This window comes from Peribacillus sp. GL_122 (assembly GCF_057835005.1).
The window spans coordinates 3400306-3423316 of the sequence record NZ_CM174415.1 but is presented as its reverse complement, the minus strand read 5'-3'; the positions used below and the strand labels follow the sequence as shown (position 1 = coordinate 3423316).

At 39.0% G+C, this 23011-nt stretch carries 25 protein-coding genes and 1 pseudogene; 22 read left to right on the top strand and 4 right to left on the bottom strand.

The genetic code is table 11. The annotated features are described in order from the left end of the window. Nucleotides 1-122: 122 nt before the first annotated feature. The 3 genes from ilvD (at nt 123) to AC3ISB_RS16475 (ending at nt 3275) form a co-directional block, all read left to right on the top strand. Nucleotides 123-1808 carry a dihydroxy-acid dehydratase gene (gene ilvD, locus AC3ISB_RS16485; protein ID WP_185150912.1) on the top strand — a complete coding sequence of 562 codons (1686 nt, stop codon included), beginning with the start codon at nt 123-125 and terminating at the stop codon, nt 1806-1808. A 170-nt stretch (nt 1809-1978) separates the two neighbouring features. Further along, nucleotides 1979-2416: a BrxA/BrxB family bacilliredoxin gene (locus tag AC3ISB_RS16480; protein WP_098369314.1), complete on the top strand. Its 438-nt coding sequence runs from the start codon at nt 1979-1981 to the stop codon at nt 2414-2416. Between the two features lie 67 nt (nt 2417-2483). Continuing rightward, nucleotides 2484-3275, top strand: a complete 792-nt coding sequence (locus tag AC3ISB_RS16475; RefSeq protein ID WP_098369315.1) for a class I SAM-dependent methyltransferase — start codon at nt 2484-2486, stop codon at nt 3273-3275. Here the strand turns inward: AC3ISB_RS16475 and ggt are convergent. Then, nucleotides 3263-4951, bottom strand: a complete 1689-nt coding sequence (gene ggt / locus AC3ISB_RS16470) for a gamma-glutamyltransferase (RefSeq protein WP_489273728.1) — start codon at nt 4949-4951, stop codon at nt 3263-3265. The two genes, AC3ISB_RS16475 and ggt, sit on opposite strands and share 13 nt — an antisense overlap. A 436-nt stretch (nt 4952-5387) precedes the next feature. On the opposite strand from ggt, the gene AC3ISB_RS16465 reads away from it, so the two are divergent. Next, nucleotides 5388-6005 (top strand): YpjP family protein, encoded by a 618-nt coding sequence (locus tag AC3ISB_RS16465; RefSeq protein ID WP_480339409.1) that lies wholly within the window; start codon nt 5388-5390, stop codon nt 6003-6005. Nucleotides 6006-6206: 201 nt separating this feature from the next. Continuing rightward, nucleotides 6207-6977: a TerC family protein gene (locus tag AC3ISB_RS16460; protein ID WP_141994641.1), complete on the top strand. Its 771-nt coding sequence runs from the start codon at nt 6207-6209 to the stop codon at nt 6975-6977. Between the two features lie 34 nt (nt 6978-7011). Here AC3ISB_RS16460 and AC3ISB_RS16455 read toward each other — a convergent pair whose 3' ends face one another. Continuing rightward, complete coding sequence (locus AC3ISB_RS16455) at nt 7012-7254, bottom strand: hypothetical protein (protein WP_098369318.1); 243 nt, start codon at nt 7252-7254, stop codon at nt 7012-7014. A 223-nt stretch (nt 7255-7477) separates the two neighbouring features. On the opposite strand from AC3ISB_RS16455, the gene AC3ISB_RS16450 reads away from it, so the two are divergent. The 12 genes and pseudogenes from AC3ISB_RS16450 (at nt 7478) to AC3ISB_RS16395 (ending at nt 17413) form a co-directional block, all read left to right on the top strand. Next, complete coding sequence (locus AC3ISB_RS16450; RefSeq protein WP_141994642.1) at nt 7478-8188, top strand: anthrax toxin lethal factor-related metalloendopeptidase; 711 nt, start codon at nt 7478-7480, stop codon at nt 8186-8188. A gap of 57 nt (nt 8189-8245) precedes the next feature. Continuing rightward, nucleotides 8246-9040, top strand: a complete 795-nt coding sequence (locus tag AC3ISB_RS16445; RefSeq protein ID WP_098369320.1) for a thymidylate synthase — start codon at nt 8246-8248, stop codon at nt 9038-9040. Then, complete coding sequence (locus AC3ISB_RS16440; protein WP_489273727.1) at nt 9037-9522, top strand: dihydrofolate reductase; 486 nt, start codon at nt 9037-9039, stop codon at nt 9520-9522. Before AC3ISB_RS16445 ends, AC3ISB_RS16440 begins: the two co-directional genes overlap by 4 nt. A gap of 152 nt (nt 9523-9674) precedes the next feature. Further along, on the top strand, nt 9675-10943 hold the full coding sequence (ilvA, locus tag AC3ISB_RS16435; RefSeq protein WP_141994643.1) for a threonine ammonia-lyase IlvA: 1269 nt from the start codon (nt 9675-9677) through the stop codon (nt 10941-10943). A 193-nt stretch (nt 10944-11136) separates the two neighbouring features. Next, nucleotides 11137-11328 carry a twin-arginine translocase TatA/TatE family subunit gene (tatA, locus tag AC3ISB_RS16430; RefSeq protein ID WP_034307557.1) on the top strand — a complete coding sequence of 64 codons (192 nt, stop codon included), beginning with the start codon at nt 11137-11139 and terminating at the stop codon, nt 11326-11328. A gap of 85 nt (nt 11329-11413) precedes the next feature. Beyond that, entirely contained in the window at nt 11414-12160 is a 747-nt protein-coding gene (gene tatC, locus AC3ISB_RS16425) for a twin-arginine translocase subunit TatC (RefSeq protein ID WP_489273726.1), read from the top strand. Between the two features lie 136 nt (nt 12161-12296). Then, nucleotides 12297-12560 (top strand): DUF2535 family protein, encoded by a 264-nt coding sequence (locus AC3ISB_RS16420; RefSeq protein WP_306804680.1) that lies wholly within the window; start codon nt 12297-12299, stop codon nt 12558-12560. Nucleotides 12561-12785: 225 nt separating this feature from the next. Next, nucleotides 12786-13628: a DegV family protein gene (locus AC3ISB_RS16415; protein ID WP_141994644.1), complete on the top strand. Its 843-nt coding sequence runs from the start codon at nt 12786-12788 to the stop codon at nt 13626-13628. A gap of 153 nt (nt 13629-13781) precedes the next feature. Next, nucleotides 13782-14372 (top strand): SCO family protein, encoded by a 591-nt coding sequence (locus AC3ISB_RS16410; RefSeq protein ID WP_489273725.1) that lies wholly within the window; start codon nt 13782-13784, stop codon nt 14370-14372. 294 nt (nt 14373-14666) lie between these two features. Next, on the top strand, nt 14667-15509 hold the full coding sequence (locus AC3ISB_RS16405; RefSeq protein WP_179890957.1) for an SGNH/GDSL hydrolase family protein: 843 nt from the start codon (nt 14667-14669) through the stop codon (nt 15507-15509). Beyond that, nucleotides 15506-16090, top strand: coding sequence for a YpmS family protein (locus AC3ISB_RS16400; RefSeq protein WP_098369327.1), 585 nt, complete (start codon nt 15506-15508; stop codon nt 16088-16090). Before AC3ISB_RS16405 ends, AC3ISB_RS16400 begins: the two co-directional genes overlap by 4 nt. 230 nt (nt 16091-16320) lie before the next feature. Beyond that, a pseudogene (locus tag AC3ISB_RS16395) lies at nt 16321-17413 on the top strand (helix-turn-helix domain-containing protein). Nucleotides 17414-17606: 193 nt separating this feature from the next. Here AC3ISB_RS16395 and AC3ISB_RS16390 read toward each other — a convergent pair. Then, the gene (locus tag AC3ISB_RS16390; protein WP_480339410.1) at nt 17607-18356 is read right to left on the bottom strand and encodes a DUF4397 domain-containing protein; all 750 of its coding nucleotides are present in this window, start codon (nt 18354-18356) and stop codon (nt 17607-17609) included. Nucleotides 18357-18594: 238 nt separating this feature from the next. Here AC3ISB_RS16390 and msrA point away from each other — a divergent pair, with 238 nt between their 5' ends. Further along, complete coding sequence (gene msrA, locus AC3ISB_RS16385) at nt 18595-19086, top strand: peptide-methionine (S)-S-oxide reductase MsrA (protein ID WP_377414216.1); 492 nt, start codon at nt 18595-18597, stop codon at nt 19084-19086. After that, nucleotides 19076-19504: a peptide-methionine (R)-S-oxide reductase MsrB gene (msrB, locus tag AC3ISB_RS16380; RefSeq protein WP_480339411.1), complete on the top strand. Its 429-nt coding sequence runs from the start codon at nt 19076-19078 to the stop codon at nt 19502-19504. The genes msrA and msrB overlap by 11 nt, the downstream gene beginning before the upstream one ends. A 55-nt stretch (nt 19505-19559) precedes the next feature. Here msrB and AC3ISB_RS16375 read toward each other — a convergent pair whose 3' ends face one another. Beyond that, on the bottom strand, nt 19560-20648 hold the full coding sequence (locus tag AC3ISB_RS16375; RefSeq protein ID WP_144551949.1) for an SGNH/GDSL hydrolase family protein: 1089 nt from the start codon (nt 20646-20648) through the stop codon (nt 19560-19562). Between the two features lie 306 nt (nt 20649-20954). Between AC3ISB_RS16375 and AC3ISB_RS16370 the strand changes: the two genes are divergently transcribed. The 3 genes from AC3ISB_RS16370 (at nt 20955) to AC3ISB_RS16360 (ending at nt 22960) form a co-directional block, all read left to right on the top strand. Further along, nucleotides 20955-21113, top strand: a complete 159-nt coding sequence (locus AC3ISB_RS16370) for a YjcZ family sporulation protein (protein WP_098369332.1) — start codon at nt 20955-20957, stop codon at nt 21111-21113. A 321-nt stretch (nt 21114-21434) separates the two neighbouring features. Then, nucleotides 21435-22409 carry a S66 family peptidase gene (locus AC3ISB_RS16365; protein ID WP_480339412.1) on the top strand — a complete coding sequence of 325 codons (975 nt, stop codon included), beginning with the start codon at nt 21435-21437 and terminating at the stop codon, nt 22407-22409. A gap of 221 nt (nt 22410-22630) precedes the next feature. After that, nucleotides 22631-22960, top strand: a complete 330-nt coding sequence (locus AC3ISB_RS16360; protein ID WP_076366028.1) for a hypothetical protein — start codon at nt 22631-22633, stop codon at nt 22958-22960. Nucleotides 22961-23011 lie beyond the last annotated feature (51 nt).

Sequence of the window (23011 nt, the reverse complement as noted above, 5' to 3'; positions counted from 1 at the left end):
TTGTAGATATTTTGTGTTGAATGGTTGCATTTGTATGTAAATATGTTAGAATTTTTAGAGTATACTAAAAATTATATTATATTGAATCATTAAACATTTAGTGAAAATTGGGGGTACAACAAATGTCTACATCAAATATGAGAAGTGACATGATTACAAAAGGGGTCGATCGAGCTCCACATAGAAGTCTGTTGCGGGCAGCAGGGGTTAAAGAAGAAGATTTCGGTAAACCGTTCATCGCGGTTTGTAATTCTTACATCGATATCGTTCCAGGTCATGTCCACCTTCAGGAATTCGGAAAAATAGTGAAGGAAGCGATTCGCGAAGCTGGCGGTGTTCCTTTCGAATTTAATACGATTGGGGTAGACGATGGAATTGCAATGGGTCATATTGGTATGCGCTATTCTTTGCCAAGTCGTGAAATCATAGCGGATTCCGTGGAAACTGTTGTATCAGCACATTGGTTTGACGGTATGGTTTGCATTCCAAACTGTGACAAGATAACGCCGGGAATGATGATGGCAGCACTTCGAGTCAATATTCCAACAATATTCGTAAGTGGCGGACCCATGAAAGCAGGTAAAGACAAAAACGGTAAGTCCCTTTCATTAACATCCGTTTTTGAAGGTGTGGGCGCTTATCAAGCAGGTAATATCAATGAAGAAGATTTGCAGGAAATCGAGCAAGTTGCCTGCCCTACTTGCGGTTCTTGTTCAGGAATGTTCACGGCAAACTCCATGAACTGCTTGGCAGAAGGCTTAGGACTTGCGCTTCCGGGAAATGGAACGATTTTGGCGGTAGCCGAAGAACGTAAGGAATTCGTTAAGAAATCCGCTAAACAGTTGATGGAGATAATCAAACAGGATATCAAGCCTCGTGATATCGTAACGATTGATGCAATTGATAATGCATTTGCATTGGATATGGCGATGGGCGGTTCGACCAACACCGTTCTTCATACACTTGCATTGGCACATGAAGCAGGTTTTGAATATCCAATGGAACGCATAAATGAAATAGCTAACCGAGTACCGCATCTAGCGAAAATCGCACCGGCATCCGATTATCATATTGAAGATGTACATAATGCCGGTGGTGTAAGTGCCGTCATTAATGAGTTACTCAAAAAACCAGGTGCCTTTAATGGGGACTGCCTTTCTGTCTCAGGTAAAACGCTCCGCGAAAATGTTGCCGGTTGTGAAATATTGGACAAGGATGTTATCCATCCGTTAGATAATCCGCATTCTGAGCGTGGTGGGCTTGCGGTATTATTTGGTAACCTTGCTCCTCAAGGCTCCATCGTAAAAGTAGGGGCGGTTGACGAGTCAGTTGGTGGCTACCACAGGGGTCCTGCCATTTGTTTCGATTCCCAGGAAGATGCACTTTCAGGAATCATTACTGGAAAAGTAAAAGAGGGGAATGTAGTTGTCATTCGTTACGAAGGACCTAAAGGAGGGCCGGGTATGCCGGAAATGTTGGCACCCACTTCCCAAATCGTCGGGAGGGGACTTGGAGCTAAAGTCGGTTTGATCACTGATGGCCGCTTTTCAGGCGCATCTCGAGGTATCAGCATTGGTCATATATCCCCCGAAGCAGCTGAGGGAGGCCCGATTGCCTTTGTTGAAGATGGAGATATCATCGAATTGGATTTGAATAATCGTAAAATCGAATTGGAAATTTCCGATGAAGAATTCGAAAAACGCAAAGCCAATTGGAAAGGCTTCGAGTCAAAAGTCAGGACAGGCTATTTAGCACGTTATTCCAAACTTGTGACGAATGCCAGCTCAGGCGGCGTGATGAAAGTTTAGTTAAAAGGAAGATTAAAACATGGGGGCAGAATGAAAGTGGATTCTGTCACCATGTTTTTTTGTGAAGAACAATGAAATTTTACAAAGCTTTAAGCGTCATTTTTGCATATGCGCTCAAGAATATAGTATGATTATACTAATTGAAGAATTGTAACCAAGGAGGTTTTTTTATGTCGATGGCATATGATGAATATATGAAACAAATGGTGAAGCCAATGCGCGCGGAACTGGTGCAAGCAGGTTTTGATGAGTTGGAATCCCCTGAAGCGGTTGAAAGCTTTATGGAATCGGTAGAAGGTACGACACTTGTGGTCGTGAATTCAGTTTGTGGCTGTGCTGCCGGGTTAGCCCGTCCAGCTGCTACTCAAGCCGTACTTCAATCAGACAATAAGCCAGATCATTTGGTAACTGTATTTGCCGGCCAAGATAAGGACGCGACAGCTAAAATGCGGGAATATTTCGATGGAATAGAACCTTCTTCACCATCCATGGCTCTTTTAAAGGGAAAAGATGTTGTACATTTCATTCCACGCCATGATATAGAAGGACAGCCAATGGAAGCTATCATGGAAAATTTATTGGCAGCGTTCAGTCAAGTAAATAAGTGATGAAGCGGAATGCCCTGGAAACAGGGCATTCTTTTCAAATTTTAGAGAGTATGAAGGGGTAGGGTACATGTTTGTCACAACAGTAGGAAGAGCCGGTAAAGAAACGATGATATTAGCTAAAAGTTTAGCTGAAGAATTACAAATCCCCTTTATAGCCAGAAGAAAAAGATCGGTCAGAGATATCCAAGCGGAACAGAATGAAGATGATTGCCTTGTTTTTGGTAAAAAGCGGATGGAGTTATATCGATACCAGGAAAAAGAACCATTCTTTTTTCACCCGAACCTAGCGATGATCCGTATAAAAAGAATAATTCGCGGAGAGAGTGACCCATTTCTCATTGCCGGAGATATAAATGAAGGGACCGCTGTGCTTGATTGTACCATGGGTTTGGGCTCGGATGCGATAGTCGCAAGTTTCGCAGTGGGGGAATATGGACAGGTTGTCGCATTGGAAGGAAATCAATATTTGGCATTGCTCGTGGACCATGGGATGAAGACATGGGAGGATGCAGAAGAAAAGATGATTTCTGCGATGCGAAGAGTTGAGGTCATGTACGGTGATCATTACGAAATTTTGAAAGCATTGCCGGATAATCATTTTGATGTCGTATATTTCGATCCCATGTTTGAAGAAACGATTCAGGAATCGAATGGAATCAGGGGACTGACTCATTTTGCGGTAGGTAAGGATTTATCTGTGGAAATAATGAATGAAGCCAAGCGGGTTGCACGCAAGAGAGTCGTGTTGAAAGACCATTTTCGCAGCTCCCGCTTTGAGGAATTTGGATTTGAGATAATAAAGAGAAAAACATCCAAATTCCATTTTGGCTTCATTCAATCCAGTGATCACGATTTATAATCTGTTTCGTCCAGACCCATGGCACAGCCTTCTCGGCTTGAATCGGCAGCACCATAGTTCGAGCCATCAGGGTTGATTTGAATCGCTTGGACATTCCCTATAGAGTGGGGAACTTCATTAAAGGCGAAGCCCATCGCTTCCAAGTGGCCTTTGCTAGTCATATCCATTCCAGGCTCCCATTCAATATGAGGGCCCATTGGAGTGAAAATTCTAGGTTCCTCGATGGCTGCTTTCAAATCCATTTTTAAATCGAGTACATTAATGATGGTTTGTACGACTGAACTGATGATGGTCGGTCCACCAGGTGAACCTAACGTCAAGATCGGCTCGCCGTCTTTAAAGATGATGGTCGGGCTTTTACAGCTGACGGGGCGTTTATTGGGCTGTACTTCATTCATGCCGCCTGGAATGGAATCGAAATCAGTCAGTTCGTTATTCAGCATGAAACCATAATCGGAAACCATGATCCCTGATCCGAATGGATGTTCCACTGTAGAAGTGCATGCTGCGATATTACCCCATCTGTCACGGACAGTGAAGTGTGTCGTTTCACTGATATCTTCTTCATTAGGCTGCGGAATGACTTCCCTTTGTTTCACGGAATCATAAATCCAAGGGTTTCCGAAGTCAATGGCATTATTTCTTGTTTTGAAATTAATGAATGAGCGGCGTTTAGCTATATACTCATCATGCATGAGACCCGCCAATGGCAATTCGGCAAATTCAGGATCAGCGAGAAATGCCTTTTTATCTGTAAATGCCAGTCGCATCGCTTCTGCTATTAAATAATATTTTTCCCAAGAACGGACATCATATTGTTCTATATGGAAGCTCTCCAATATTTTCAGGATTTGGATGACCGTGAATCCGCCAGCGCTTGGTGCATTTGATGATGCAATTAGATAATCCTTATAAGTCCCATACATGGGTACATCGATTGTAGCTTTATATTCCTTTAAATCAGAAAGCTCCATGAACCCTCCAAGTTCCTGTATGCAGGAAATGATGCCCTCTCCGATTTCACCTTCATAAAAAGCGGAAATACCTTCACGTTGTAATATCCGATAGGTATTCGCCAGTTTTTCTTTTATGAGAAGATCGCCATCTTGATACGCTTTTCCATTTGGCATGAAGAACTTACGCGCTTCATCACCCAATCGATATTCAAAGTTTTTAAGAGCATCGCAAAGAACCCAATTGACGGGAACTCCTTTTTCTGCAAATTCAATGGATGGCCCGATGAGGTCCGCTAATGGCTTGCTTCCATGTTCGTTGAGTGCTTCATCCATAGCTTTCAGTATTCCGGGGATGCCAACCGCTGTAGCTTTGATTGATCTTTCTTTAAATGGGATGACCTCCCCTTTATCATCAAGAAACATGTCTCGATGAGCGGCTTTAGGTGCCCTTACATGGCCATCGTATATTTTCGTTTCCTTATCTTTTGCGTTATATACCATAAGGAAACCACTTCCTCCAATACCAGTCATCATGGGTTCCACAATATTTAGGGCAAATTGGATGGCAACCGCCGCATCGACAGCATTTCCACCTTCACGTAATATTTTTTCCCCAATGGAAGTGGCTACGGGATGAGCTGTAACGACCATTCCGGCGTTCCCTTTATCTGTTTCCCTTTTGTAATCCTTTTCTTTAATGATTTCATTGTTGTTTTCCAAAATGATTCCCCCATTATTCAGTCCTTTTATCTGCCAAAAGGTTAGGCTTATGTTTGAGTGAAAAGAAAACCTTGTCATTGTAGAAAAATGACAAGGAGATTTTTCGTAGGTATTCATTTATTCTTAATCAGCAAATGATAAATATACGAAAAATGCTAATGTTACAAGACATAAAGCCACCATGGCAGTCGAAGCCATATAAGACCCCTCCTTAAAAAGACTTGAATCTAATTAATTTCTCCAATAATCGTCAAAATCCTTCATTAAAATGTAAAATTGTTGATATTTAATAAAAAAGTTCTGGTTCATAAAGTTTATATAGGTATATATCCTTTTTTTTGATTTTCAAAACATGGGTAACTATATATTCGTAATTACCAAAAAATAAAAGTATACTAAATATAAAGACAATACAAAAAAGGAGGGGGAGTGTGAGTTGAAAGCAGCGGTTTGGTTCAGGAAAAGTCTCGTCATTTTAGTATCCGTTTTGACGTTTGGTCTTGTCACTCCTTCAGATCTGGCGTGGCTAGCGGAAGCCGATTCGTTAAAGGATACTAAAAAGGGATTAGTGGAAGAAGAGGGATTAGCCTATCTTTCTTCGCAGAATTCAACTGAACTTGAGGAAGAATTCAACAGGGAAGAATTTTTATCTGGCATTCTGAATAAGGCAGAGGAAAACGCATTTATGAAATTTGGCGAAAAGATCAATCCTAAAATTGGCGATGAGTTCAAAATGGCCATATTACCGAAAATGGAAGAAGCCATTACAGAAATGGCTGCACAATTTCCAGATGAAAAATTACAGCAATTAACCATCACTGAGCAGCCGAGTGCAGGCAGGGCCGAGAAGATATTTCATATTTATGATTCAATTAGCGGGAAGGATATCATCAGATTCCATGTCAGGCAGGAAAATCCTCCACTGGAAGGCTATTGGTTCGATTTTCACTATCATACCCATCATGATTCATTTGCCACCCATTATAATATCGGGAAAATATATTGGGATAAAAATACGCCGCCAGAGTGGACGAGTAAACAAAGGCTCTCATAGTGGTTGGTTTCGTTGATTTTATTTAAATGTAAGAGTAAGATGAAATGTAAATGATTTTCTAATAAGCATCAAATGATACGTTGTCATGCAACGTATTTATTTTGTGTTTAAATAAAAGTAGAGTTTTTATCATAACGGGGAACAATGTTATTTTAAAAGGTTTTCTAATTTTGCTGTTATAGTAGCAGAGGAGTCTTTATCATGTCAGAGTTGTTAAATAACATCATGCAAACGTATGCTCAATTTTTTGACTGGCATATGTGGGTGGAGGTTTTATCCGACCCGGTGAGCTGGGGATTGATTGGAACGCTCGTATTAATGGAAGGATTACTATCAGCGGATAACGCTCTGGTATTAGCTGTAATGGTCAGGCACCTTCCTGAAAAACAACGGAAAAAAGCCCTTTTTTATGGTTTATTAGGTGCTTACGCTTTTAGATTCATTGCGATAGGAATCGGTGTTTTCCTCATTAAGCTTTGGTGGGTGAAGGTGATTGGAGCCGCTTACCTTGGCTGGCTCTCATTTAAATACTTTAGGAATAAAAGAAAGAAACAAGATGGGATCGATGAAGATATCCAGGGAATGAGTAAAAACAGCATACTGATCCGTATGTTTGGTACATTATGGGGAACGGTTGCGGCAGTGGAATTGATGGATATAGCATTTTCCGTCGATAGTGTCTTGGCCGCATTCGGGGTAAGTGAAAAAGTCTGGGTCCTTTTGACAGGCGGTATGATTGGTGTCTTGATGATGCGGGGAGTGGCGGGGTTATTTCTAAAATTGATAGATAAGGTTCCTGAATTGGAAACTGCCGCATATGTCCTTATCGGATTCATCGCTATAAAAATGCTAATGGCCGTTGCAGGGATCGAAATCCCGTCTGCGATCTTTTTTGCCTTTATTTTGCTGATTTTCGGCACCACGATTGTACTTCATTTGAAGAAAAGTAAAAAGCTCAAGGAACATGGTTGAGCACAATTAAAAAAAGCTGACATCAAAAATGATGTCAGCTTTTTTTTAGGAAAATATCAAGTAATTGAAGAAGTCCGGTAAATGAAGTGAAGAAAAGCAAAGGCAATAAAAAGTTAAGCCAAAGAGAAGACATTAGCGGATGCAGCAGTATGCCAAAGAAAATGGAGAACAGAAAAAGGTCGAGAATGATGAACACTTTTAAACTGTAGATATCAAGGACTTCTTCAGCAAGTTCACGGTGCTCATCCAAAATGGCTTTTTTATTGTTGGTTTCCATGCGATCACCTTAAACCTTTTACGATTATATATTGTTGATATATGAAAAGACTGGATCAATTGTTCTTCTCCGAATGAATGTGCAACCGAAAATACCAAAAAAACATAGATTTTTAACACTAAGTCAATATGTTATACTAATATAATAGTATGTAAGGTTTAGAGATTTTAAATTACTTATATTTTCTTAACGATAATGAGCAATGAAGAAAGGGGAGAAGAGTGTGAAAAGGAAGAAATGGATATCCATAATTGCATTATTTGTCTTTTTATTCTCCTTGCTCTCCTATACGTTAGCGAAGGATGAATCGGTAAAATGGCGCAATTTAAACAAAGATAATCTTTTAAGACAAGCTGAACTTTTTAAGGGGAATAAAGAATTACAAAGGATATTTTTATTTCCGGAAGAGGAGTTCGATCAAAGGGAAGCACTCAAAATTGCTGGAACCATTAATAAACTGCCTCATTCCCTTTTGGTGAAAACTGCTGAAAGTGGTGTGAGAATCAAACTATTTGATGGTGATATAACAGAAAATCAATCCGCGGCCAAATTAAAGGGGAAAACTCCGCGTGGTTATTTGAATAAAGAAACAACTTGGGATGATGTGCCTGGTATGGGCGGATCACATACGGTATTGGTTAAAATCGGAGCAAGTGACAAGGGCAACGGACATGGCTCCGTTAATTTGGAACTGCATGAGCTGGGGCATTCAATTGATAATATAGTGTTTGATGGAATCCGTGAAGACATGGATTATTTGAAGATTTGGGGTAAGGAAGTGGATGGGCTGTTTCCTGGACAGACGTATTTTTCCAATTACCCTGAGGAATACTTTGCAGAAACGTTTGCCATGTTTTATGTGAACAATGAACAAAATCAATTGCTTAGACAAAAAGCGCCCGAGACTTATAATTTTATTAAACAATTAGATTAAACATTGGGCAATAATACGTTAAAATAAGGAGAATGAAAGTAGAAAAGGTGGTTTATCATGAAGCAATATTTAGATTTATGTAAGCATGTACTCGAAAATGGAACGCAAAAAGGTGATCGTACGGGAACGGGAACGATCAGCACCTTTGGATATCAAATGAGATTCAATTTAAAAGATGGATTCCCTGTACTTACAACGAAAAAAGTTAGTTTAAAAGCGATTATCCATGAATTATTATGGTTTTTGAAGGGTGATACAAACGTTGGCTACCTTCAGGAAAATAGCGTGCGGATTTGGAATGAATGGGCTGATGAAAATGGAGAATTAGGTCCGATTTATGGTCATCAATGGCGTTCATGGGGAACGGCCGATGGAAGGCAAATCGACCAAATCAGTGAATTGATCGAACAAATAAAAACGAATCCAAATTCAAGAAGATTGATAGTCAGTGCTTGGAATGTTGGGGAACTGGACGAAATGGCCTTGCCGCCTTGCCATGCTTTCTTTCAATTCTATGTCGCTGATGGAAAGCTTTCATGCCAGCTATACCAACGTTCAGCGGACGTCTTTTTAGGTGTTCCTTTTAATATAGCTTCGTATGCGCTCTTAACGATGATGATCGCCCAGGTGTGTGATTTGGAAGTTGGCGAATTTGTACATACTTTCGGGGATGTCCACATCTACTCTAACCACCTTGAACAAGTGGAACTGCAGTTGACCCGTGATCCCAAACCATTGCCAATCATGAAAATCAATCCAGATGTAAAAAATATCTTTGATTTTAGCTTCGAGGACTTCGTTTTGGAAAATTACGAAGCCCATCCCCATATAAAAGGTGAGGTTAGCATATGATATCGTTGATAGTGGCTATGGATCAAAATCGTGTGATAGGTAAAAACAATGAACTGCCATGGCATTTACCGGCAGATTTGCAGTATTTTAAAAAAGTGACGATGGGCCATCCGATCATCATGGGCCGAAAAACATTTGAATCGATCGGCAGGGTCCTGCCTGGCCGGGAAAATGTCATCGTTACCCGCAATCAGGATTTTAAAGCGGAAGGCTGCGTAGTTTTACGTGATATCGAACAAATCAAAACGTTTGCAGATAGCCGTGATGAGGAAGTTTTCGTGATTGGCGGAGCCGAAATCTTCAAGGAAATCCTTCCTGTTACCGATCGCCTGTATATAACGGAAATTCATGAAACCTTTGAAGGTGATACTTTCTTTCCCGTGATTGATGAAAATCAATGGGATAAAATCTCCTCAAACTCAGGCAGCATCGATGAAAAAAATCGTTATGCACATGATTTTATTATTCTACAAAAAAAATAAAGTGCTAATCCGATTATGGGAAAATGACCATAATCGGATTTTTTTGGTATGGAACGAACAAAAGCAAGAATTTTTAGAAAAATCAATTACATTAATAACAGTAAAGTGCTATAATGATTGAATTCATTAAGGGAAGGAAATGAGGGATTGTTATGAATCAGACTGCATCTAAGAATAGGGGGATTCAATTGGAAGATATTCTAATTGCCTATAGAGAATTGAAAGAAATCGTTTTGCATACTCCTTTACAAAAAAATCAGAGGCTCTCTGAAAAATATGATTGTAATGTTTATTTAAAACGCGAGGACCTACAACACGTACGTTCCTTTAAATTAAGAGGGGCTTACTATAAAATGAAAAGCCTGACCGAGGAAGAGACGAAGAATGGAGTCGTTTGTGCCAGTGCAGGAAACCATGCACAAGGAGTAGCTTTTTCCTGCAGCCAATTAGGTATCCATGGGAAAATTTATATGCCTGCTACAACTCCAAGGCAAAAAGTCGATCAAGTGCAGTTATTCGGAAGGGATAATGTGGAAATCATCCTTGTCGGGGATACTTTCGATGATGCATTTGCCATGGCGATGGAATGCTGTGAAAAAGAAGAGCGTTCCTTTATCCATCCATTTGACGATGAGAAGGTAATCGCCGGGCAGGGTACAACGGCTGTAGAAATCCTGAATGATTGTGAAGATGGAATCGACTATGTATTTGCCGCTATGGGCGGTGGCGGTTTAATGGCCGGAGTATCGAGTTATTTCAAATCGGTTTCCCCAAATACGAAATGCATTGGAGTTGAGCCGCAAGGTGCTGCTTCGATGGAATACTCCTTCAAGGAAGGAAAAGTTTCTGAACTTGAAAACATAGATACATTCGTTGACGGGGCAGCTGTCAAGTGTGTGGGACAGTTGACATATCAGCTTTGTAAGGAAAACCTGGAAGATATCGTTGTCGTACCTTCGGGCCAAATCTGCACGACGATTCTTGATTTATATAATCAGCATGCGATTGTCGCTGAACCGGCAGGGGCTATATCTGTAGCCGCGTTGGATTTATACAAAGAACAAATCAAAGGCAAAACGGTTGTATGCATGGTCAGCGGAGGGAATAACGACATTGGGCGTATGCAGGAAATTAAGGAGAAATCCTTATTATATGAAGGGCTGCTTTATTATTTTATCGTGAATTTTCCACAACGTGCTGGAGCTTTAAGGGAATTCCTTGATGAGGTGTTAGGACCGAATGACGATATAAGCCGTTTTGAATATACGAAGAAAAATAATAAAGAAAGCGGACCGGCCCTGGTTGGTGTAGAATTAAAAGATAAAAATGATTATGAAGGGCTCATTCAGAGGATGAACAAGAAAGGATTCTCTTTCGTAGAGGTCAATAAAGACAGTAATTTATTTCACTTATTGATTTAATCATGGATTAAATGTTAAATTAGGATAGAATAATACCTATGTTTTTACATTTAATTCTGCCGGCCAGTCGTATATGGGTGTACTGTCGATAATTGTTACCATTCTATGACGAATTGCCAGTTCCCTTTCTATTGGTTGGAAATGGTATTATAATCGGAGTAGGTCTAATTACAACACCAAAGGGGATGTATCCATGTCGAACATTGGAGTACCTGGTCTAATTCTCATCTTAATATTGGCTTTAATTATCTTTGGTCCGAAGAAACTTCCAGAAATTGGACGTGCTTTTGGACAAACACTTCGTGAGTTTAAAAAGTCCACGAGTGATTTAACAAAAGGTGATTATGAAGAAGATAAGAAGCTACAACAAAAAAATCATGAATGATTGAATGCTGGGCGTAAGATGCAATCGTCTTGCGCCTTTATGCTGGAACAAAGATACGGATTTTCAGATGAAGGCGTGATCAACTTTGGAAGATAAAGAATTAAATATCATCGATCATCTCGATGAATTGAGAAAACGGCTCATCATTACTGCTGTTGCTTTTTTGATCTTTTTTATCGCCAGTTTTATTTATGTTGAGGAGATTTATAATTGGTTCGTGAAAGATCTCGATTTTGACCTGATGGTATTGGGACCGAGTGATATTATCTGGATTTACTTTATGCTTTCAGGTGTCGTAGCCATTGCGGCAACCATACCTGTAATTGCTCTGCAAATCTGGTTATTCGTCAAACCCGCTTTGATGCCAAATGAAGTAAGGGCCACCCTTGCCTATATTCCATCACTTTTCCTGCTTTTTATCGGAGGGCTTGCTTTCGGTTATTTTGTCATCTTCCCGACCATTCTTCAATTTTTGATTGAACTGGGCGATGGGATGTTCATAACCAGTTTTACAGCGGATAAGTACTTTTCATTCGTATTTAATATGACGATACCTTTTGCTGTTTTATTCGAGCTTCCTGTCGTTACCATGTTTTTGACTTCCCTTGGCATAATAAATCCTTATGTGCTTCAAAAGTTAAGGAAGTATGCATACTTTGTATTGGTTGTCATAGCGATATCGATTACGCCGCCTGACTTTATGTCAGACTTTATGGTGATGGTTCCATTGCTGTTATTATACGAAATCAGTATTTCGTTATCAAAAGTCGTCTATAAACGAAGGGTGAAACGTGAAAGCTTGCGGGAAGACACCTATGAGGAAGGTTTATAAGAAGAAGCCCATAATGGCATTTTGCCCTTATGGGTCTTTTTTTTTATGAATGTCAATCTGATTTCTCTGTTTTTTTACACATTTGAATATTTATACTTTTGGATTTATTGTGTATAATATAAGCAATCGGTTAAAAATGAGGATTGATATTTTGATGTTCAAATGCTTGGAATTCAAAGATTGTTTTGGACATAAGGTCACAATTTCAGAAATACCTGTCTTACTGCCTAGTGATCCGAATTTTTTTATGTTGACCGTGCGTTTGGAAGTTTTTGTTAAGAAGGTTTTTGCCAATAAAGATCATAAAGAAAATTACTCATTTAAGCATTATTTAGCATCCGTACTCAAATGGCCCGTTTATAACAAGCTTTTTTTTGGAAGTTTACTCAATAATGCTTAATGCGGACTATTCCATAGCTAACTTCTCCTTTCAAAGAGATGACACAATGCCATGCAATATCGAATGAATCGGCGTGTGTTCAGGTTAGCTCATGGAACGGTCTTTTTTTGTGTATTCATTTCAATAGAAATGTATCACTTCACTTGAAAAAGAATACCTTTGGTTTGAATGCGTACCTTGAATAGGTATAATACAATAGATATGTTAATTTAGGGATGTGTAATGATGAATAAAGTAAAGATAGTAACAGACTCGACAGTAGATATGACACCAGAGGAACTGAACTTTTATGATATAACAATGGTCCCTTTATCAATCTTTATAGATGGGGAGACTTTTTTGGATAAGGTTGAAATCGAACAAGAAGAATTCCTGAAAAGGATGAACCAGTCAAAAGAACTGCCAAAAAGCTCACAACCAGCCGTAGGTACCTTTGTGGAGGTATATGATGAGCTCGGAAAAGACGGCAGCGAGATTATTTCCATACATATGACTGGTGGCATGAGCGGCACAGTTCGCTCAGCGGAAAGCGCAGCAAGCATGTCTGAAGCGAAGGTTACCGTTCTTGACTCGAAGTTCATTTCTAAAGCGATGTCATTTCAGGTGATCGAGGCAGCGAAGATGGCGAAGGAAGGGAAATCCGTTGCTGAGATAATTGAACGATTGGAACATATTAAAAAGCAGTCAAGTTTAATCATTGTCATAGAAACACTTGATAACCTCGTTAAGGGTGGAAGGATTGGCAAAGTTTCTGCTTTTATCGGTTCATTGCTGCACATAAAGCCGATTGCACTTCTGGATGATGGTGTACTGAATCCTGTATCCAAAGCCAGGAGCCAGTCACAGGTCGTGAAGTTCATCATCAAGAAATTCAAAGAAGATACACAAGGAAAAAAAATTAGAGGCATTGGTTTTGTACATGCGAATGGTCTTGAAATAGCGGATAAGGTCCGCCAGGCCATTGCAGACTTAACAGGATATCAAGACATAAAGATAGAAGCAACAACGGCCGTTGTCAGTACACATACAGGTGAAGGCGCCATGGCAATCATGTATTATTGGGACTGATATGGATGAACCATATGAAACTGCATATTGCGGAGGTTTTGTCACTTTTACAATTGTCTTTAATTCGTAGAAATAGTTGCTGTTCTCATTACGATTGGTCTGTTAGAATAAATGAAGTAACAGAATATTTTATACATAAAGGACGGGGTAGGGATGAGAAAGCTGCATTTGCTTATGGCAGCTATGGGAGCATCAATTGTTTTGCTGTTGACAGCATGCGGTTCCAATGGTGTACCTGATGCTAAAAATTGGGATCTTGAAGATTTCAGTTACATTGATCAGGAGGGTAAACCTTTCTCAAAAAGCGATCTTAAAGGAAAGGTTTGGGTAGCGGATTTTATATTCACAAGCTGCGAGACTGTCTGTCTCCCCATGACTTCGAATATGACGAAGCTGCAGCAGCAATTGAAGGATGAAGGTATTACGGATGTTGAGTTCGTTTCATTTTCCGTGGACCCGGAAATTGACAAACCTGATGTTTTAAAAAGGTTTGGCGACCAATTTAATGTGGATTACGGCAATTGGCACTTTCTGACCGGTTATGGTCAGGAAGAAATCGAGCAGTTTGCATTGGATAACTTTAAAACGATCGTCAAAAAACCTGAAGCAGAAGATCAGGTGATTCATGGGACCAGCTTTTTTCTAATTGATCAAGAAGGAAAGATCATCATAGATTATACAGGTCTGCAAGATATTCCCTTTGATGAAATCATTAAGCATATTAAAATTTTACAGAATTATTGAACAGGTTAAATGACCTGTTCTTTCTGTTTTCATCCATCATTTAATAATGATTTCATTAGGGCTTTAGCGATGGTGAAAATAAGGCAATTTGTTTTTGAAGAAACAGCGGAAGTGAAGAATGATTTTGCATGCTCAGTACATGCTAATTTTTATAGGACTAGCTTTAATTCACTGCATTTTTCATATTGTATAGTAAGGAAGGCTCAAGCTAAAAGTACAATGAAAATGAAGGTATATTGTTTGCAATCATTCGTTTTCTGCATGATATAATATATGGGTAGGAAGGTGAGGGTCATGAGGTACAGAATCACCTGTCTTTTCATATGCCTAGTTTGGATCTCAGGCTGCGGCCAAAGTGAACCAGCCTCAAATCAGCCATCTGTTCAGCAGAAAAGCATAGTTGAGCTGAGTAAAAAGGAAACCATTCCTGCCAGCTTTTTTCCGGACCCTGTGAAAATCGTATCTATTGGCGATTCCTTGACTCAAGGTGTCGGTGATAGTAAAGATAATGGCGGGTATCTGCCTTATTTACAAAATAAGCTGGAAAAAGAACCATCGATTACTTCCGTTGAGATGATTAATCATGGCATACGTGGAAATAGGACCGACCAACTATTGAAAAGACTGGATAAAGCTAGGATTAAAGAAGACATAAAGCAAGCTGATTCGATTGTCGTCACAATCGGTGGAAATGATATCATGAAGGTCTTTAAGCAGAATTTCTCGGACTTGGAACTGAATCAGTTTGATTCGGCAAAAATAGGGTATGAAAAAAGATTAAGGCAGATACTTGATAAGGTTCGTTCCGAAAATGATCATGCGCAAATTTATCTTGTGGGCGTCTATAATCCATTTTCCAAATGGTTCGCAGATTTTTATGAACTTGATATGATCATGAATGATTGGAATGAAAGCGGGAAAGAGATTATCGAAGAATATGATTCAGCCTATTTTATTGATATAGCAGACATTTTCGAGAATTCCGAAGAAGATTTGCTGTATGCCGAGGATTATTTTCACCCAAATGACCGCGGATATGAATTAATCGCGACAAGAATCTATAATGATATGGATATTACCACTATCGGAAAGGACACATTGGAAGCGAGTGCCAAAGGAGATGATGACCAAGAATGACAAATGTCAAATGGAAGACTTTGTTTATTTCCCTATTAGCCCTAAACATCCTGGTCATCCTGTTTGTAACGATTTTAGTTAATCTGCCGACTAAAGATAAAGAGCTGATACCCAAAGTAAGCCATGAAGAAGATATCCAATTTCAAGTTCACACGAATCGGGAAGATTTGACGAGATTAATCAACCAATATCTGGATAAAGAGGGGTTGACGGGATCCATTCACTACGAAGTGTATTTGACGGATGAGGTCGAGTTATATGGAACGATGCCATTTTTCAACCGTGAAGTGGAAATGAAATTGACTTTTGAACCAATTGCCCAAAAAAATGGGGATTTGATCTTAAAGCAAAAATCAATTGCAGTCGGAAAAATGAACCTTCCTGTTTCATATGTAATGAATTTAATAAATGAGCGTTATAATATGCCGGATTGGGTTAGCATCAGTCCCAATGACGAAAGTATTTATGTGTCATTACAGGATATGGAACTGAAAAGTGATATCAGGGTGAAGGCGAAAGAATTCGACCTTGAAAATGATGACATTTCATTTTTATTGACCATCCCATCATCTTTACAGTGATAGCGAATAAATGGATATAAGACCAGGTTAGATGTGTTAAATATTTGTTGATAAAAGGACCACGCATTTTAGATATGTCTAAAATGCGCGGTTCTTTTTTTACGCCCCTTTGGTTGATTAAAAACCTAAAACCTTGATTATTAGATAGATTTCTTATCAATTTCTGAGATAAAGTAAGGGATAAGCACAGACTTTTATAATTTATTTAAATCAAAAGAAATATCAAAAAAATGAAATGGATCCCACTTATAATTTCCATTGGAGGTGAATTATATGAATATACAAATTATGATTGGATTGAAAACCATATAAAATATAAATTTTCTATAGATGAACTTGCCAATGATCTGGGATACTCGCCTTATTATTGTTCGTTTAAATTCCACCAAATGACAGGTATAAATATTAGGCGCTATATGCTTCTTAGAAGGCTTTACTTATCTACAAATGATTTAGAAAGTGGTAAGAGAATAATTGATATTGCTTTTGATTATTCTTCGCAAGAAGCATATAGTCGGGCGTTTAAAACTTAGTCCTAGAGAATTTCAACTTAACAGGATGCCGGTTCAATCATTCAATAAGCTCACTATTCATAAAAAAAAAGGGTGGTGCAGAATGGATTTTTCGAGAAAAATCGAGGTTGATCAGATACAAAACCAACAAAGAGAGTTGTTTGACGAATATGTACTCAATATATTGAATGGCCAAGCTATGTATGATGAGTTTAAAGATAAAAAACTAATGAGGAATACAGACTATGCTCCATTTAACGAAGCTATGTGTGTAAATACAACTACCAAGAATATTTTTAATGAGGAATTCATAAAAACAAGAGCAATAGGACACCATGAATTAGTTGTAAATTATATCGACAAGGTAATTAATCCATTAAATAATCTATTTAACAAAGATTATGAATGCATCGTTTTGTGGTTTGGTGAAGATATGTTTTGCCAAATGAACCTTCTTACAATCCTTGCTTACCTTGAACAGGCCGATTATAGAGGTAGAGTGTTCTTGAACAGTTTTAGAGAGGATGAATTTAAAGTAAGGCAAACTGAACTTAGATTAGGCAACTATTTAACTGTATATGAAGATGTATTATTAAATCATAAAAAAACATCAATTGAAGTATTGCCAGTAATGTATCAGGCAATAGACATATATTTAGAAATGTTAAAAGAAGATAATCCAGTAACAAATTATATTTCTAAAAATATAAGCTTGCCTGAATCACAATTGATTAACAGGCTATTTATCCACTTCCCAACAATAGGATATGGTGATTTACAGTATAAAAAACTTATTAGTAAAATTAAATAACAGCCCAAAATAGATGTTGGATCTGAACAAATGGTAAGTTACCTTACTATTTCCATACTAATGCTTTTTATCCATATTTTTAACGTTATGCATTTGGTGAAATATGAAAAAAGGATGTTTAGCCCCATTATAGACTAACTATCCTATGTTTTGTTATCTAAATATATCGATTCGTCCTGGGTTTTTTTTCCATTTATGGAGAGAGCGTTAGGGTTTCTAGTGAGGATGATTCCCGATTCGATCCGATTATATAAATGGTTGAGGGAGTATTATCTTGGAAAGCCTTGTTTGGCAAAGGGAGTGCGATTTCTTTTGTTCCCGCTATCCTCACTTCGAAGTCTACTATCATTGGATGAATATTAAGATATTCGCTTGCTTTCCTGAAATGGAGTTGATCAAAAACGACATCTCCATCTTTGACGGCAATATCCACCGAGAGTAAATCATGTGAAAGCTGGATGAATCGAATCTTTGCTTCATTCGGAGGAACAAATGGATTATCTTCGAAAGGTAATATTTTCAACGATTCATTAGCCTGGGTAGGTGCTAGAGCAATGGTATAGGAACTTCCGCTTTCGAGAGCCAATTTACGGCTTAAAAGAGGTAAGGTGCTTTGCCCGCTGCGGTATATATCCAATTGGCACTTGCCAGGAAGCAGTGGTAAATAACCATTGTTCTCTTTATATGAGAATCTTTTGAGGATACGCATTTCATTTACATAAACATCAAATGAGGAAGCTGCCGGGTCAGCATGTAAAAAGCGAACTTGTGCAGGCAGTATGACATTCATTTGTTCATATCCCAAATGTTGTGTTGCTTTTTCGAGACTTTTCAGATGCTTATGGTAATAATAATCATGCAATTGCGGATCGCTGTTTTTATTATAAGACGATAGTAAATCATATGTTACCGATTTTTGTGAATATGATTGTTTATCGCTCATTTCCAACACCTCTCATTTTTCCATTATGTTTTTACCATATGTAATTATGCTTGGGCATGTGTCTCCTTTTTAAAAAGGGAATGGACCATTTGCGTAAATAGGTTCGATCGGCATATTATTTTACAGGTTAAAATAAAAGCGTTAAAATGCATTCAATGGATTGTTTGCAAAAAAGGAGGATATTCATTTGACAAAGCAATTAGAGAAAGCAACATTCGCAGGTGGATGTTTCTGGTGCATGGTGAAACCGTTCGATGAACAGCCTGGCATCGAATCCGTTATCTCTGGCTATACAGGCGGGACTACGGAAAATCCCACATACAAAGAGGTTTGTTCTGAAACCACGGGACATTATGAAGCTGTTCAGATCACCTTTGATCCAAACGTATATCCATATGAGAAGATAATCGAGTTATTTTGGCAGCAAATTGACCCGACGGATGCTGGCGGGCAATTTCATGACCGGGGAAGTTCTTATCAAACGGCTATTTTCTATCATGACGAAAACCAACGGGAAATTGCAGAAGCATCCAAAGCCAAGCTGCAGGCGAGCGGGAAATTTTCTGGACCGATTGTAACTCCGATAATACCAGCCAAAACGTTTTATCCAGCTGAGACATACCACCAGCATTATTATAAAAAACAACCTGAACATTATGAAAGATATTCGATCGGCTCAGGACGCAAAGCATTCATACAACATCACTGGGGGGAAAAAAATGAAAAGTAAAGAAGAATTAAAAAAGAAACTCAATCCGATTCAATATGAAGTCACACAAAATAATGGAACGGAACCAGCGTTTAACAATGAATATTGGAACTTGAAGGAGGAAGGATTATATGTGGATATCGTTTCAGGTAATCCTCTTTTCACTTCAAAGGAAAAGTTCGATTCAGGCTGCGGTTGGCCAAGCTTCACTAAACCGCTTAAAGAAGATGAAGTGGTGGAAAACCTCGATACGAGTTATGGTATGAGAAGGATCGAAGTTCGCTCAAAAACGGCCGATTCCCATCTGGGTCATGTTTTCAATGATGGGCCGGGACCGTCGGGATTACGTTATTGCATCAATTCTGCTTCATTAAGATTCATCCCGCTCCAAGATCTTGAAAAAGAAGGATACGGAGAATACAAAAAGCTTTTTGATTGATTGGAAAACCCCCTATCAGAAATTGATAGGGGGTTATTATAATATTAGGTGGGATTCAATCCGTGATGATTGATGCGATCCGGACAAATGGAATGGTGGTAAGTTCCATTGCTTTAGTCCTGCCAGTCACCTCAAAACGGACAGTATGTGAACCTGGACGGAGCCCATTCGTGACAAATAAATATCTTTCACGGGCAAATGGCCACCACGTATTCAAAGTCGTGATTTCATTTCCATCGATCCATACATTCACTTCCCCGCCATCAGGACTTCTAAGCAGTTTCACACCAAGCATACTCCCTTTGAAGGTATATTCAATCACACTGCCCTTTTCACTACTAGTGAAATAGCCGCCCCTTGGACGGAAACCGCTCATTTTTTCATAGTGGTCAATTTCCGATAATTCAAATCCAGAACGGGCATGCAGCTTAGATGGAAGGCCTGCTACAGCCTTTTCCCGTTTGATGTTATCAAGGAACCGTTCATAAATTGCATCAGCATATAATTTATATCCAAGTCCATTTGGATGAATCAAATCTCTGGTCAGCTGTTTTTCCGTATATCCTGAATTTTTGAATATTGGTCGCATATCCACATTCGTTGCACCGTAGTGTTTGGATAAAAGTCCGATGGCTGAAGCAAATTCCTTATATTTCAAGGAACTCTCTGTTATTGTGAATAATTCAGCATTAGGGTGGAGACGTTTAGCCTTCCTCATTAACGCTTCATATGTCATGGTAAAATCATCGACATTCATATATTTGCGGTCATTTTCACCAAAAACGAAGAAAATCAGATCTTTATGATCATGCTCCCTTCTTTGGGAGAGCTTGAATAGACCTTCAAAAGCAGTGGATCCGCTTTGGACCACGTAGTCACCGTGTAAAGGAATATCATTGGCATCATTCATCTTATTTTCTAACTGTTTGAACCATGTTAGATTAGGATTTTCAGCTCCGGACCCTCTTCCGATACTGTCACCAATGACGAGATACTGAATGGGCTGGCCTGATTGGAATTTTTGATAAACATTTATCGAATCATCTGATCCATATGTTTTAGGGACTTTTTGAAGGATATAGCTGATTAGAAGGATCGTGGCAATTGCAGCGAAAGGGATGAAGGATTTTGCGTTCGTTTTCAATTATGTTCCCCCGTATTGCCTTTTATGTATCCATGTAGGTATGAGATAGCTTAAAAAGGCTAAGAATTGTTTTTTTCCTTATTATATCCCAATTTTGAAGTAACACAATAAATATAAAACGTTTTTTTGACATTTTTCATGGTTAATCGTGGTATTTCAGACATTGAATGATTAGCGGTGAAGATGGTGTTGATTGAAGTTTTTTCTTAAATTCAGAAAAATAGGCAAATGCACAGACCGAGGCGGGCGTATTGACATATGGTAAGGTGTAAAGAGAAATCAGAATTCTAAAAGGAGTGAAACTTTATGTACGGATATGGTGGAAACGTTGCAGGACCAGGGTACGGATATGGTGGAGGTGGATACGGATACGGCGGCGGTTGCTGCGGATTTGGATCAGGTTTCGCATTAATCGTTGTCTTGTTCATTCTATTGATTATCATCGGTGCTTCATTCTGCTGCTAAGACAATAACCCAAAGACCAGCTGAAAGCTGGTCTTTTCTTTATGTAAGGAAATTGGTGGGGTGACGGTAGACCTTTTAGATTCCAGGTGTCTGACTGAAAAAACATGTAATCCAAATGGACAGGAGATGCATAACCATTCCTTTTTCCAATCCTGATTATGGCACAATGGGAATGACGAGAGAATGCCATTGAGGAGGGGAATTAGGCCAATCAGGAAGGAAAATGAGTTGTGTGGATGACATTAAGGGTCTTGGTTTTTCTTTGTTCACCATTTCTGCTAAAATAACGACAGAATGTAATTAATTTAGGGGGATAAAGATATGAAACCTTCCCGTTTAAAAGCAGGGGATGAAATTCGCGTAATCGCTCCTTCAAGAAGCTTGGCGATTGTCAAAGGGGAACAACGCAGATTGGCAGAAGAAAGATTGACTGAGCTTGGTTTTAAAGTGACATATGGTGAAACGGTTTTGTACCATGATGACTTTTTCTCGAATTCGATCGAAGACCGGATCGAGGATTTGCATGATGCGTTCAGGGATCCGAATGTGAAGGGGATTTTTACAGCCATCGGGGGATATAACGCTAACCAATTGTTACGGTATATCGACTATGATTTGATTAGGGAAAATCCAAAAGTGTTGATGGGGTATAGTGATATAACCGCAATTTTATTGGCCATATATAATAAAACAGGCTTAACTACATATTCAGGTCCTCATTTCTCGACGTTCGGGATGAAGGCTGGTCTGGAATATACGATGGACTATTTTAAAAAGGCTGTAATTGAAAGTGAAGGCTTTTATCTTGATCCAAGTGAAACGTGGAGTGATGATTCTTGGCATTTAGAACAGGATGACCGCACTTTCCACCCGAATGCTGGATACATGGTCATTCAGGAAGGTGAAGCTGCTGGGACAATCATTGGGGGAAATCTTTGTACACTCAATCTATTACAAGGCACAGAGTACATGCCATCTTTAAAGGACAGTATCCTTTTCATAGAAGATGACGAAGAAAGCCATCCATTCAGTTTTGACCGGGATTTACAATCCCTGCTCCATCAGCCAGGTGCAAGTGGGATTAAAGGAATCGTCATCGGCCGTTTCCAAAAGGATTCAGGAATGACTGAATATGCGTTACAGGAAATCATCGCCGCCAAAAAGGAGATAAATGGCATACCCGTGATCGCTAATGCCAACTTTGGTCATGTTCATCCATTTGTAACGGTGCCGGTTGGTTCAAAAGCAGTAATGAAGGTGAAGAACGGAAAAGCGATGATCCAGATCCATCCATGACACAGTTTGAAGACGCCGTTCAAAAGTGGACGGTGTTTTAATCTGTTCGGGATATGTATGAATATATTTTGCATTAGGGTGTATTTTAGGAGTCTTTCCTCTTGTCAGCCCTGGAAATAGTCCTATTTTACAAGCATTATTAGGGAATATGAGTCTAATAGTTCAAATTCTATATTTTTCTGATATAATACTAAGAGATTTAAAATAGAAAAGGTGATTATGTGTTATTAACAATTCCAGCATCCATTCGTTTAGAAGGGGCATTGGCCGAGTATAATAAAAAAGGCCGTGTGAGCCATACATGTTTCGTTTGTAACGAAGATACTTCTAATGGGGATGCAAGTAACTTGAACTACTATAAGTTAGGAACTAAAAAAGTTTGTCATTCCTGCATGAAAAATGTTTTGCGTCATCCGTCTTTAAAAGAGTATGAATATGTGCATACTTCAGTTATCGATAAAACTGCTTTTTATAAAAATGTGCTGGCTGTTTTAAAGGATGAAAGTTTTTTGGAGTCAATTCGTGAAGAAAAACTAAATAGCGCATTGTAAGAAAAAAGTGTATCTCTTGCGGATACACTTTTTTTGTCGCCATTTTTGGAC